Genomic DNA, 13,780 nt, shown 5'->3' on the forward strand with positions numbered 1-13,780 from the left:
TTAAATTTCGACCTATTAATTACATCATTTTTATTAAGGGAAAAGTTAATTTTATCAATGGTCGAATCCATGAAAAAAATAGTTATGGAAACGACCCTTATCCACCAAGAGGCTAATATTAATATCTATTCACCACTCCATGTTGGATAGAAGCGACCTACAGCGCGTAAATGTTGAATGATTGGTGTTAATAAATCGCCGTACAGCTTAGACCATGGACTTCGTAGAGAGCAATTTAGTTTAGATATTGAGACAGAGGAAAAAATTCAACGGGCAGACAAAATTATTTTGGTAAATAAAGGGACGAATAATCCAGACCAACGCTTAAAAGTATTGCTTGAGCATTTTATTTTGACCGGACAAATCCAAAAATTAGTGTTATGTCACACGCATATGGATACATTTAAGGGTAGTGAATTTAAAAAGGAAAGTACACGCCAAAAGCATGTAAAGAAAAATTTACAGCAGGTGGTTACACTGTTAGAAGAGCCCCAGCAACCAGCGATTGAAGCATTAATAGAAAGTGCAAGCTTCTACTTTTCTGGATTAGATATACAGTATGAGGAGAATGTGAAGAATGAGGAGCTAAGCTGTTTAATTGAATTCCTTTCTGAGGAAGCCCATTCTATTCGACTCAATACAGATATCCAGTTTGATGAGAAGAGCTTTATGGATGAATTTATACAACAAGTAGAAAACTATTATGATTTATGGGACAAGGGCTATTTAAACAAGCATTGGGCAACTGTAAAGGCATTGAATCGTCGCTATGCAGTGCTAGATGAGTATGAGTATCAGGGAATGAACCCGTTAAACGATTTCAAAAAAGTATTATATTTAGTATGTTACAATAGCTTCTGTCAGTCTCTTAAAAATAATCATTTAGATACTGAGGAGCGAAATCAAATTCAGCAGCAGTTTAGTCAGTCTTGTGCTAAGGATATTAATAAAAAAGCAAACCAACGCCTAGTAGAATCGAAAAAGCAGCAATGGGTTAGTGCTTTTAATTTAAGTGGGCAAGGTTCTACATTAGATCGTAAAACTGCGTTAAAAAATCTAGCTCAAGAAGTATATCCATCTACTAAGAAGCAAGGGCTTATAAGCGGTGACGATAGTAATGGCGTGCATTTTTACCAGGAGCTTAAAGTGATTGTTGATGTAGCCTTAAAAGAAATTGGTCAACAGCAGCCAGACCTATCGTTAAAAATTCGACCATTTGAAATTCAAGAGGTACACGAAGTTAAATAAAGGTCATAGCTCTGTTATAGGATTAAGTCTTTAACAAAATGGACACGAATGCAGGTATAAAACCTTAACACCATGCTGATCTCCAGTTTTCAGGTGTGTAAATTTATAAAAAGTTTCAAGAGGGAAGGGGAATACTCGATATATATAGGTAGGTAACGGATTAGTATAGTCTAGTTTGGATACTTGTGGGATATTGAAGGGAGAAATAGATTTATGGAGTATGTTAATAAATTTTTAGATAGAATTATTTCTGAAGCTCCTTCGCTTTTGGAATTTAGAATTGGGGAGCAAGAATATAAATTTAGTAAAATTAGACCGAGTTCTTCTGCTGGAGCAATTCTTCGATATGAAGCTAATACTGCATCAGCCTATTATATTAAGTTAGAAATTCGTCATGCATTTAACCCGGATACAAATTTTAATAGGCTAGAAATCCATGCTCCGGGTAAGAGTGCTCAACTTACTTGTTTTCATTTTGGACAATTAGGTTTTGTAACAGGAGAACGTATAATTGATATTTCACAGATTGTTAAATTTTCAGGACAAAATAATTCAGATATTAATAAACAGAAAAAAGAAGCGGTTGTGGAGATATTAGAAAATGAGGGGCTAATAATAAACGAAAAGAATAAAGCACCACGGTGGTATATAGGTACTTACAATAATGAAAATCAAGAATGGCTATATGGAAATAGCACTAGTGAATTGTTATCAAATTTTCTAAAAGTGTCTTTGATTATGGGACATTTTCGTGGAGACAGGAACATTGAATTAAATTTGTAGAAGTCCTTATTAAAATCATAGAATAATAACCCACCAGCACCGCATGTGTTGTTATATATACTCCACGTGGTTTGAACTAGCTGACTAAACCTAAATTAACTATGCTTTCTAACATAGCCTTTGTTAGGACGAAATTTAGGAATCGGTAATTTAATATTCGTTGAAACATAAAAAAACAGACGGTTTAGAAGTGCAATAATCCACTTCTAAACCCTTTTGATTTTACAATTATTTTATGAATGAAGCGGGCTCTTAGAATGCTCTGTTTTACCGTGTATAATATTTGAAACTTATAGGAGGTGACTCAGAGGTGACAATATGAAAAGTCATAGATAGATTTAATAATGGTACAAACCCTCAGGAAAGCTGTTATAACATTTATAGCTATAGTCCCTTTATATAACTCCATAGTGTCACCACCATACTTTTTATTTTCTTTTAACAAAAAACATTACTTACAGAATAACCATTGAAATAAGTACTTTCGCTTATGATTTAGTTTTACAGTACTCGGTCAGTCGAGTTTCTGTACTGATGGATTGTTTGTGGAGGTGCTTTTTTCTCTGTCCAAAAAGAAGGGAATATTGAAATACAGCACTACCTTATCAAACTTTATTTCATGCTCATTATAAAATAGAAAACGAAGATTGATTTTTTCAGTGGATGGCTAAAATAACAATAAAGTGGATGGTTTATTACAATTGAAATAATATTAATATATAATCTTTTCCCAGGAATAACATTGCTAAAAGAAAAAGCTAAAATTTTAAGCATGTTTGAAGGAAATAATGAGGTGTGAATATATGGATTGGAAACCTGATAGAAATGCGAAAAAAGCGATCTATAAACAACTCGCAGAATATATTGAAAAGGGAATTGCAGATGGTACATTTCCACCTGATAAACCATTGCCGTCAGAGAGATATTTAGCGAGTGCTCTAAATTTAAACAGAAGTACTGTTGTTCATGCATATGACGAATTAGAATCGATGGGACTGATTGAAAGAAATAGAGGAAGTGGTACTACCATTAGTAAAGATATATGGGGTATAACCAAAAAGCGGATTCCTAGCTGGAATAGGTATATTGAGGCGGGTTCTTTTTTACCTAGTCAACCTGTAACGCAAAAAATAAGAAAAGAAGCGGTTGAACATAAATTAATAAATTTAGCTTCCGGTGAATTGTCAGAAGAACTTTTTCCAAAAAGATTTTTAAGCGAGATAACGTCAACACGTTCTTTTATTGGAAGCCTAGGATACGATCATCCACAGGGGAATGAAATCTTTAGAACTACCATTGCAAAACACGTAAAAGAATGTCGGGGAATCGAAACTGATCCTTCTTCAATACTGATAACATCAGGAGCACAGCAAGCATTACATTTAATTGTACAATGTTTGTTAAAGCCTGGAGATGCTATAGCGATAGAAGATCCTTCCTACAATTTTAATCTTCCGATATTCAAATCGGTAGGTATACAAATACATTATCTACCTGTCGATAAGGATGGAATAAACCCAGAAGATTTGCAGTCATTATATAAAAAGCATCGAATTAAAATGGTTTTTTTAAATCCATGTTTTCAAAATCCAACAGGCTCCTTATTGAATAAAAAGAAAAAAGAAGCGGTTTTAGATATATCCTCAAAGCTTGGAATTCCAGTAGTAGAAGATGATCCTTATAGTTTAACAGCTTTTTCAGGAGATAAAATCTCTACCCTTAAATCAATGGATAGGAATGGCAATGTATTATACATTAGTTCATTGTCCAAAATTGTTGCCTCAGGATTAAGAATAGGGTGGATTATTGGCCCAACATCGGTGATTGAAAGATTATCCGATGCGAAGCAACAAATCGACTTCGGTCATTCTAGTTATACACAATGGGTAGCGAATGATTTTTTAGAATCAGAAAATTTTCAAATTCATATAAAACGTTTAATGAAGGAATTAGAAAAAAGGAGAGATAAAATTGTAAAAAGCCTTGATACTTATTTAAAAGATCTGGTGGAATATTCTATTCCTCAAGGTGGTATTCATATATGGTGTAAAATACTTAAAAATTATAATGAAACCCAATTGCTTGAAGAATCCATTAAAAGAGGCGTCATTTATGTTCCTGGTTCTACACTGGGATCCGAAGATGGTTTTGTTCGTTTTACTTTCGCAAAGGAAGATGAAGATTCAATAGATGAAGGAATCAAAAGGTTTGCAGAAGCTCTTAATAGTTTATAGACAATTGGATTATGATTAAAAGTGGATTAGATTGGATGGTCAAAAAAGCATCGAATTGGATGGTTATAAAAAATATAAAACCCTTATCATTGAGAGGTAGATGATAAAACATCGATATAGCCTAATTACTAAATATTTTTTTATTATATAGTAATTGCTATTAAAATGATTAAATTATTGAAAGAGTTGATATGATATGACAACGGGTTTGATTATTACGCTAGTGATTGGATCTATTATTAAATTGTTAATGAGCCCTCCCAGTATAGCTGTGGCATGGGGAGTAAGTAAATTTGAACTTCATAAAAAACTTGATTCAAAAGATGTTACGGTAACATTTAATGGAAAGGATTTAGAAGAGGAAGAAAAAAATAGATTTACAGACTATTTTAATAAAGCTTCCTTTTTGAAAAAACACTATATATTTCCGGGCAATGAAAAATTATTTTTACAGCCAGAGACTAATGTTACTCCATTTGTCATCAACGTAAAAAGAGGCAAAAAAGATGTTGATTTCTTTGTTTTTAGTTACGACAATCACGTTGATGTAGTCAAGAAGTACAAGGAGAAGGTTGTTTCATATAGTATTAGTTCTGAATACCTACAAAATTTTACCATTTTAACTACGAATGCAAACCATTAAAAAAGGTTTTCGAAAAATTAGGGATTCGGTCGGGGCTTCGGTCACTAACGTAGAATCCCTTTTTTATTACCCTGAAAATTACGTGAGTATAGTACCGGAATTATCCTCCAATTCAATTGAATGGAGGATTTTTTTATGGGGTTATATTACTACTCATCCCAGCACTCAATACTTGATGAACGACTTTCTTTAAATCGTGGTTTTAGTCGTGTTGTTCTCCAATATGACTTAAAAGCGATTCTGTCAATTCTCGCCTTATTTGCGTAATATGTTTTTCCATGAGTTGTTTGGCTTGATTTGCATCACCAGCTGCGATTGCTAAGAAAATTTCTTTATGTTCATCAATGGTCTCTTGCGTGCGTTCTGGATCTTTCAAGCGTTGTCTTCGGGTAACACGGATTGTGTCTTGCATATGTTCACTAAGGGTTTGAAATAATTGTAAAAATATTGAATTATGTGAAGCGAGAACAATATTAATATGGAAACTTAGGTCAGCTTGAATTCCTAATTCTACATCATTTTTAACTCGATCCATCATTTCTAATGCTTTACCAATTCGTTCTAAATCTTCAGAAGTGGCTCGTCGTGAAGCTAAAAAGGCACATTCAACTTCAAGTGCCTGGCGAAGTTCTAACATTTCATATATTAGTTTTTTTTCAGTTTTTATGATCGTAGATGAAAGTTCTTCTCCTAATGAATGGTATTCTGGTGTTTTGATAAAACTGCCACTGCCTTGTTTAATTTCAATAATTCCTTTGATTTCAAGCTTCCGAAGTGCCTCTCTAACCGATGTTCGACTTACATTAAAACGACTCGCTAATTCTCTTTCTGTCGGGAGTTTTTCTCCGGGCTGTAATTCCCCATTTAAAAAATATTCCCTTATTTGATCAACAATTACTTGATATGCTTTTTTCTTTGGTTGTGGCATTACCTATGTCACTCCCCTCAAATACGTAGTACTATAAATGCTTTAATCATACAGAAATACTTCTTGATTAGCAATTTAATAAAAATAATAATTATTGATATTTTCTGAATATTTAGTACAATAATAAAGGTTGGACCAATTTGAAGAATTCGATAAATTGGTATGACATATATATTTATAGTTCAAACAACTAAAATACCATTAACAAATACTTTGAAAGAATGAGCGTAAAAAGGGGAGAATAAAATGATTACAACAAATGAGGAATTAGTGATTGCTCTACGGAGTGTTCTTACTGAAAGCCAAGTAACGATCAATCAAACGATTTTAGAACAACATAGCAGTGATGAATCGTATCATAGTGCCAGTCTACCGGATATTGTTGTGTTTCCGACAACGACGGAAGAAGTGAGTTTTATTATAAACATAGCAAACCAATACAAAGTACCGATAGTACCATTTGGAAGAGGAACAAGCTTAGAAGGGCATGTTATTCCTTATGACCACGGGATAACGATAGATTTTTCTCTGATGAACAAAATATTAGAAGTTAGGGAGAAGGACTTTCTCGTAAAAGTTCAACCAGGGGTGACGCGTTCTCAGTTGAATAAAGAGTTGAAAAAATACGGATTGTTTTTCTCTGTGGATCCGGGAGCAGATGCAACACTTGGGGGTATGGCAGCAACAAATGCTAGTGGAACAACATCCGTTAAATATGGGGTTATGCGCGATCAAGTTCGAGATTTAGAGGTTGTTCTCTCAGATGGTACGGTAATTCATACGGGGAATTTAGCAGAAAAATCTTCATCTGGTTATCATTTAAACGGTCTATTTGTAGGGTCTGAGGGAACGCTCGGTTGCTTTACTGAATTGACGCTAAGAGTCTATGGGATTCCTGAATATGTTATGGCTGCTCGAGCATCCTTCAAAACAGTCAATGATGCTGTCGAAGCAGTCGTTAGTATTTTACAAGCGGGAATTCCAATTGCAAGAGTTGAACTGGTAGATGAACCTTCAATAAAACAAGTGAACTTGCATAGTAAAACAGCTTATGAGGAACAACCAACCTTATTTTTAGAGTTTCAAGGCAATGAAGCTGGCTTAAAGCAAGACGTTGAATTTATGAAGGAGATTGTAGCAGCGTACAATTGTGAACATATTGATTTTGAGGGCGATAATGCAGCTCGAAATCAACTGTGGGAAGCTCGCCATAATTTAGCTTACGCCTATGTTCATGGACACCCAGGAAAAAAACTAATGGTGACCGATGTTTGTTTACCGATTTCCGAGTTAGCAGGTGCTATTGCCCATGCGAGAGAAGCACTAGATTTATTAGCGCTTACAGGTGGGATTGTTGGCCATGTCGGTGATGGCAATTTCCATGTTCTTTTAATGATTGATATGAATGATTCTAATGAAATAAAAAAAGCTGATGAATTTAATGAGTTGATTGTGATGTATGCACTTGAACGAGGGGGAACTTGTACAGGAGAGCATGGTGTCGGCATTGGTAAACAGAAATACCAAGAGAAAGAACATGGTAAAGCATTGCTTGTGATGGAAAAGATTAAACAAGCGCTCGATCCTGACGGACTCTTAAATCCAAATAAAATCTTAAAAATAAAGAAAGAGGGAGTGGAAATATGAAAATTTTAGAAGCCATTAGTACGATAGCTGGAAAATACTTTGCCGTATGGGTCATCTGTATAGCAGTTATTGCCTTTGTAGCTCCAGATCCATTTTTAATATTTGGGGGATATATAACGATTTTGCTAGGCATTGTTATGTTTGGTATGGGGCTGACGTTAAAAGCGGTTGATTTCAAACTGGTCATAACGAATCCAGTGCCAGTCATCATTGGTGTATGTGCCCAATATATTATCATGCCACTTTCCGCTTTTTTAATTGCGTATATTATGAACTTACCAGCGGAATTAGCTGCAGGGCTAGTCCTTCTTGGCTCTGTTCCAGGGGGTACTGCTTCAAACGTCATGGTGTATCTAGCTAAAGGCAATGTACCATTATCAATCACAATGACATCTTTTTCGACGTTATTAGCTCCAATTGCAACACCATTAATACTACTATTACTTGCAGGTAAATGGATGCCGGTGGATCCAATGGCGATGTTTACTTCAATTATTCAAGTAATCATCTTCCCAATTATACTAGGTATTGTTGTAAGAAGATTTGCTCCACGTGTCGTAGAAAAAAGCATGAATGTCATTCCACTTATCTCAGTAGTTGCTATTATGATCATTGTCTCTGCTGTTGTTGCGGGTAATGTTAATAATATCGCTTCGGCGGGAGCCATTATTTTTGCGGCAGTAGCGCTCCATAATGCATTTGGATTGCTGTTTGGCTATTTAATAGGACGTGTATTAGGACTTGATGAAAGTAATCGAAGAGCTATCTCTATTGAAGTTGGCATGCAAAACTCTGGTCTAGGTGTAGCGTTAGCTACTGCTCATTTTGGTCCCTTAGCTGCCCTACCTAGTGTTCTTGGCGCTGTTTGGCATAATATTTCTGGTCCGATTCTCGCTACTTATTGGTCGAAGAAACAGGAGAACGTAAAGAAACAGCTTAATGAACAGATTCAGGAAGGTAACGGTGGAACTCATATTTAACTTCTTTAAAGCAAATGTCTTTTGTAGCGAAAGTGCAACGTCAGTTACAAATGACATTTGTACCGAAAGCCTAGCGACAAGTACGGTGAGGCTGAGCATTATGCACAGGGAAACTACATGTGGAAGGAAGCGGTGGAGGTTACTCAAACGCATGTAGCTCAAATCATCCTTGCTGCATTTACCCGCTCCGGTTCTCCGCTGGACAGTGGCAGGCTATAAACTAAGCTGGCTGCCAGTTGTTTAAAGCTTCCTAACGCAATAGGGATCTATACATCCGGCACCGTATTTCAGCCTGAACTTTTTCTGGATATGGCTGAAGGCATGAAGAATGACGACATGTTTCCTTTACTGAATCTGGTTTATTTCGGCCTGGTCGGAACGGAAACCGAGGTAGATGGATATACCTATGGGCTAAAAGCCTTTGGCAAGGATGAAATTGAAATCCTGGACAGTCAAGCATCTCCTGCCGAGCTACGTGAGTTTTTGATTACTATTTCCGGATATATTGTAGAAGAGAATGTCACTTTAAGAGATGGAGAAACGATCGGCTTCTCAGCAGAGCAAAAGCTGCCAATTTCCCGTTCCGAGGGAGTTTATGTCGGTGGGGATACTCTCAAAATTAAATACTAGTCTCATGCCAAAAAGGCACCGTAGCAGGTGCCTTTTATGCTGCATAATCAAAAATACTTTGCTTAACTAATAGCGAATTTCCGACCGTAAGTGAGGGAAGTAATACCATCTTTTTCAGCCTTTAAGATGTCAGCTTCATCATATTTTGAAATGCTACTGCCAAATAAAATACCTTTTACATTTGTATAGCCTAATAAACTTTTGGTCGATCCTTTATTCCGCTTGGTTTGTTGTTTTCTTGTTTCGGATGTTGTGCCTATTGAAGTATCTTATTCGCATATGATTAGGACTAGTTCGCTCTTGAAAAATATGATTTATGAAATTGATTCATTTATTAAAATATCTTTATGTTGTTTAGAAAGGTTAACCAACTTAAATTCACCTTTGCGTATATCTCTTTTTATGCTGTTTAGCTCGTTCCAAGCCAAATCATAAAGAGATTTATCAATGATGCCATTCAAATAAGCTTCTTCTAATTCATCAGCATCTTTTTCAATCAACTCTCCCGATGGCAACAAGATAAGATCTAAAAATAGATCATCCATATAAGGAACATTATTTTCTATTGAGTTTTTATAGCAAATATCGATATACCATTGAATTATTTCTCCGTTAGCATCAAACATTGTTGTTACAGAATGATTTTTCTCAAGAGGAAATTGTTGTAACCATATGTAGCCGTTATCAACAATACATAGGTTTTTCTCTCCATAATTCACGAATAAAGGTTCAGTAACTCGGATTGTTTTTAATAATGTTATAAAACCCTTAAATTCACTAGTATCAAGGTATGACTGACTATACTTTCTTTCTATAACTCGTTGCCATTCTGAACGGTTTCCAAACTTTCTCTTTAGCATCCTGATCCTCCAAATTCATTTAAAATAATGAGGATACAATTCTTTATGCCCCCATATCCATTTTTTCATCTCAATGATCATTTCTTCATAGTTAGGTACAGTAAATGAAAAATCTTTTCGTGTGTTAACTTGTGTTTTATCAATGTTTACGAGCTGATATGGACGGATAGTTACTTTATTTTCCTTGAAGTGCTTATTGAATAATTGCAGTAAATCAAACTTTGAAATACTACTATTGTTGACGAGGTGATAGAGGCCTGTTGTCCCTTCGATTGTTGCACGTTCAATTGCTTTTGCTAATGTTAGGGTAGTAACTCCGGTCCATATTGCGCCAGTATAGCCGTCAATAGTATCGTGCTGCTTCATAAACCAATGAAAGAGGCCTATGCCATCCTCTTTCATATCAGGGCCGATAATAGAGTTGCGAAACGTCAGATGTTGAGTGCTTTCAATTTCCCCTAAGCCCTTCGTACGGTCATAAAAGGTTACCCCGTCGCGAAGGCTTTTTTCATGATAGGGAGCGGCTTTTCCTGAAAATACACAATCCGTACTCAAATGAATAAGCTTAGTTTTCCTGTTTTTTAATAAAGATACAATGGCATGAGGCAAATAACTATTGAGATATATGCTCTTCTCACGGTCCGTTTCACAGGCATCATTTAATATACCAATACAATTGACCACAAAATCATAGTCGTGATCTAGTAATAGTGACCTTAAAAAATTTGAATCAGTAATATCTCCCGTTATATTTTTTCCGTATGAAAAGGCTGTTCTTGAATAGGTTGTCACATCATGCCCTTGAGAGCATAAATAGATTGAAATCGTGTGACCAGCCATTCCAGTAGCGCCAAGAACTAAAAATTTCAAGGTTTTCCTCCCATCCAATTATGTAATTCTTCTTGAATGAAAGGGAGCTTCAATAATTTTTCTTTTATTTCTGCCACGGACAGTATTTTCGTATTAGTAGAGTTGTATTCATCGGTTAATGTAATTTTAGGAGAGCCCTCATCAAGATATTTTCCATAATTTAAATCTCGATTATCGGCAGGGATTCTATAAAAATTCCCCATATCAATGGCCTTTGCAGCTTCTTCCTTTGTTAATAACACTTCGTAAATCTTTTCACCATGTCGTGTTCCGATAATTTGTATCTTATTTTGAGCTTGAAAAATTTCGAGTAGGGCCTTGGCTAAATTCTCAATAGAAGCAGCTGGTGATTTTTGCACCATAATGTCCCCGTTATCAGCATGTGAGAAGGCGTATAAAACTAGTTCTACTGCCTCATCAAGACTCATCATAAAGCGTGTCATTTTTGGATCTGTAATCGTTAAAGGCTTGCCAACTTTAATTTGTTCGATAAATAAAGGAATAACAGAGCCTCGGGAAGCCATTACATTCCCATATCGTGTACCGCAAATCAAGGTTTTATCTGGATGAACCATTCTTGACTTTGCAATAAACGTTTTTTCCATCATGGCTTTTGAAATGCCCATCGCATTTACTGGATAGGCAGCTTTATCAGTAGAGAGGCAAATAATTTTTTTAACACTTGCTTGAATAGCAGCCGTTAAAACATTATCAGTACCTAGGATGTTTGTTTTAACTGCTTCCAGTGGGAAAAATTCACAGGAGGGGACTTGCTTGAGAGCGGCAGCGTGAAAAACATAATCGACATCATACATCGCGTTGTGAATGCTTTGAATGTCACGTACATCGCCAATAAAAAATTTAACTTTCGGATTCTGATAGAGCTTACGCATATCATCCTGTTTTTTCTCATCCCTTGAAAAGATGCGAACTTCCTTAATGTCGGTATTCAAAAACTTCTTTAATACCGCATTGCCAAAAGAGCCAGTTCCACCTGTTATCAGTAAAACTTTATCTGTAAACATTGTATTGTCAATTACACCTCCTGCATGGAAATAATGGCGTTATTTTAATCCTCTTCGGTGTAAATCGTATTCAGAATTTTCCCTTGGGAAGTTATACCAGTATGCCAATTCATTTGTGTATTTACTTGTTGGGTTTTTATTCATTAAGGCACAATTAAAATCCCAATCCCCAGCAATATCCTTTCTCATCGTAAATTTTGCATCACCTATTAGACTTCTTCGAATGATTTTAAACTGACCAGGTAAACTGTAACGATTGGATTCATCTTTAATAAATGCATAGCCAGCCTTTGTTAACATGTTGTAATAATAAATGTCAAATTGACCATCTACTTGTGCTAAAACGTTTCGGATGGCGGGTAAATAATAATCATCACTATCGATGATAGCTATATAATCACCCGTAGCTTCTGCAATACATCGATTATAGGCTTCACTAGCACCCAAATTGCTTGGATGAACTAATATTTTTAAGGCATGACATTTTTTTTGATAGTTCTTTAATATGGCTAAAGTATTATCAGTTGAGCCGTCATCGCAAATGATAATTTCATAGGCATATTCTTTAGGGATACTTTCCAGCATGGTCAATATCCACTCTTCACTATTGTAGGCAGGTGATAAAAAGCTAATATTCATGTAAACCCTCGATTCTTTTATAGTTATTAGAAGTGTCCAATAGGCGTAAGCAGGAACATTGATGTTGTTTACTTTGTCGATACAAAGGATTCTTTATTACAATATGCGTTGCAAGAGTTGCTCTGTAGGCAATTGTTTACATTAGTTAGTTCTATAAAAGAGAGGGACACTTTAAACATGAGGTGATTTTGCTAGAGGAGATGTTGTTCATGGTGCTTAAATATACTAATCTTTTCACGTTGCAAAAAGTTGTTGAATATTTGGATGAAAAACCATGCTAAAGTGTATTCTTGCTTGAATATGGGGGAATTCTTTTCTTTATTCCATTATTTCCTATATAATGAAAAATAGATTCATAATTTTAGACGATCATGGGTAGACACAAGGGGAGAATAAGATGGAAATATTTCAAGCAACAATGAATGAACTAGAGGAGCTAACAGTGCTTTTTGATGAATATCGCCAGTTTTATGGGATTGAGTCAGATGTAAGCAGTGCCAAGGCATTTTTACAATTACGAATCGCCTTAAAGGAATCCGTTATTTTTATAGCTGTGGAAAATGGCAAAGCTATTGGAATTGCACAATTGTATCCAACATTTTCTTCCATTGCATTACAGCGAGCATATATTTTAAATGATATTTATGTAACGGAAGATGCTAGAGGCCTAGGGGTGGGCAGGGCATTAATGGAGAAGGTATTTCAATATTGTGAGCAGCAGTATGCTCGTTATGTGACGCTCCAAACAGCAACTGACAATGTTAATGCGCGTAAGCTATATGAAAAGCTAGAAATGACACAGGATCAATATAGTAATTATGTTAAATATTTCGGTTAGAAAAAAATCATCTCGTCCATTACGGATGAAGATGCTTTTTAGTGTGTGTAATCTATAGTGCGCTAATCTAGCCTGTTTCATTAAGTATTTTTTTATTTTTCCTAGCATATTGATTAGGGAAATATAGGGTTATAATTGATTGATAAATTTTTAAAGCGCCCAGTCGGAACGGAAATCAACTCCATGTTATGGTGATGAGCTTCAAATAAAAATAGTTTAAATAAAACACCTAATACTCTTTACTTTAAATAGTATCGAATTAGTTTAAAACACTAACAGGCGTGTTGATTAGGGTGGATAAAAATGGTTAATCAACACACCTGAAACACTAATAAAATAATCCCCTAGATTTTTAATCATCTAGGGGATAAACCTTCACTTTTTTGAAAATTTAAATAGTTCCTTGCTACACTATCTTCAACCGAAAATACTAACCTTTTACTAAGTTTATTTTT

General features: G+C 35.4%; 12 protein-coding genes and 1 pseudogene. 8 read left to right on the forward strand and 5 right to left on the reverse strand.

The features are described from left to right. The first annotated feature begins 177 nt into the window (after positions 1-177). The 4 genes from AN161_RS13820 to AN161_RS13835 all read left to right on the forward strand — a co-directional run bounded on the left by AN161_RS13820 (position 178) and on the right by AN161_RS13835 (position 4,908). Positions 178-1,248, forward strand: a complete 1,071-nt coding sequence (locus tag AN161_RS13820) for a hypothetical protein (protein WP_053594947.1) — start codon at positions 178-180, stop codon at positions 1,246-1,248. 213 nt (positions 1,249-1,461) lie between these two features. Then, the gene (locus tag AN161_RS13825) at positions 1,462-2,031 is read left to right on the forward strand and encodes a hypothetical protein (RefSeq protein WP_053594948.1); all 570 of its coding nucleotides are present in this window, start codon (positions 1,462-1,464) and stop codon (positions 2,029-2,031) included. Positions 2,032-2,834: 803 nt separating this feature from the next. Further along, entirely contained in the window at positions 2,835-4,265 is a 1,431-nt protein-coding gene (locus tag AN161_RS13830; protein ID WP_053594949.1) for a PLP-dependent aminotransferase family protein, read from the forward strand. Between the two features lie 196 nt (positions 4,266-4,461). Beyond that, the gene (locus AN161_RS13835) at positions 4,462-4,908 is read left to right on the forward strand and encodes a YfmQ family protein (RefSeq protein WP_053594950.1); all 447 of its coding nucleotides are present in this window, start codon (positions 4,462-4,464) and stop codon (positions 4,906-4,908) included. Positions 4,909-5,110: 202 nt separating this feature from the next. Here AN161_RS13835 and AN161_RS13840 read toward each other — a convergent pair whose 3' ends face one another. After that, positions 5,111-5,836, reverse strand: a complete 726-nt coding sequence (locus AN161_RS13840) for a FadR/GntR family transcriptional regulator (RefSeq protein ID WP_053594951.1) — start codon at positions 5,834-5,836, stop codon at positions 5,111-5,113. 246 nt (positions 5,837-6,082) lie between these two features. On the opposite strand from AN161_RS13840, the gene AN161_RS13845 reads away from it, so the two are divergent. The 3 genes and pseudogenes from AN161_RS13845 to AN161_RS13855 all read left to right on the forward strand — a co-directional run. Beyond that, positions 6,083-7,483 carry an FAD-linked oxidase C-terminal domain-containing protein gene (locus tag AN161_RS13845; protein ID WP_053594952.1) on the forward strand — a complete coding sequence of 467 codons (1,401 nt, stop codon included), beginning with the start codon at positions 6,083-6,085 and terminating at the stop codon, positions 7,481-7,483. Next, a complete protein-coding gene (locus tag AN161_RS13850; protein WP_053594953.1) occupies positions 7,480-8,463 on the forward strand; it encodes a bile acid:sodium symporter family protein in 984 nt (327 codons plus the stop codon). Before AN161_RS13845 ends, AN161_RS13850 begins: the two co-directional genes overlap by 4 nt. 84 nt (positions 8,464-8,547) lie before the next feature. Continuing rightward, positions 8,548-9,093: pseudogene (locus AN161_RS13855) on the forward strand (DUF4261 domain-containing protein); the annotation flags it as partial. A 314-nt stretch (positions 9,094-9,407) separates the two neighbouring features. Here AN161_RS13855 and AN161_RS13860 read toward each other — a convergent pair. The 4 genes from AN161_RS13860 to AN161_RS13875 are packed head-to-tail and all read right to left on the reverse strand — an operon-like array spanning position 9,408 to position 12,487. After that, on the reverse strand, positions 9,408-9,953 hold the full coding sequence (locus AN161_RS13860) for a DUF402 domain-containing protein (RefSeq protein WP_053594954.1): 546 nt from the start codon (positions 9,951-9,953) through the stop codon (positions 9,408-9,410). A gap of 15 nt (positions 9,954-9,968) precedes the next feature. Beyond that, positions 9,969-10,823, reverse strand: coding sequence for an SDR family oxidoreductase (locus AN161_RS13865; protein ID WP_053594955.1), 855 nt, complete (start codon positions 10,821-10,823; stop codon positions 9,969-9,971). Beyond that, a complete protein-coding gene (locus tag AN161_RS13870; protein ID WP_053594956.1) occupies positions 10,820-11,848 on the reverse strand; it encodes a polysaccharide biosynthesis protein in 1,029 nt (342 codons plus the stop codon). Before AN161_RS13870 ends, AN161_RS13865 begins: the two co-directional genes overlap by 4 nt. Positions 11,849-11,887: 39 nt before the next feature. Continuing rightward, positions 11,888-12,487 (reverse strand): glycosyltransferase family A protein, encoded by a 600-nt coding sequence (locus tag AN161_RS13875; protein WP_053594957.1) that lies wholly within the window; start codon positions 12,485-12,487, stop codon positions 11,888-11,890. A 397-nt stretch (positions 12,488-12,884) separates the two neighbouring features. On the opposite strand from AN161_RS13875, the gene AN161_RS13880 reads away from it, so the two are divergent. After that, complete coding sequence (locus tag AN161_RS13880; protein WP_053594958.1) at positions 12,885-13,325, forward strand: GNAT family N-acetyltransferase; 441 nt, start codon at positions 12,885-12,887, stop codon at positions 13,323-13,325. The last annotated feature ends 455 nt before the right edge of the window (positions 13,326-13,780 follow it).

It is taken from the genome of Lysinibacillus sp. FJAT-14222 (assembly GCF_001278875.1).
Lineage (GTDB): Bacteria > Bacillota > Bacilli > Bacillales_A > Planococcaceae > Lysinibacillus > Lysinibacillus agricola.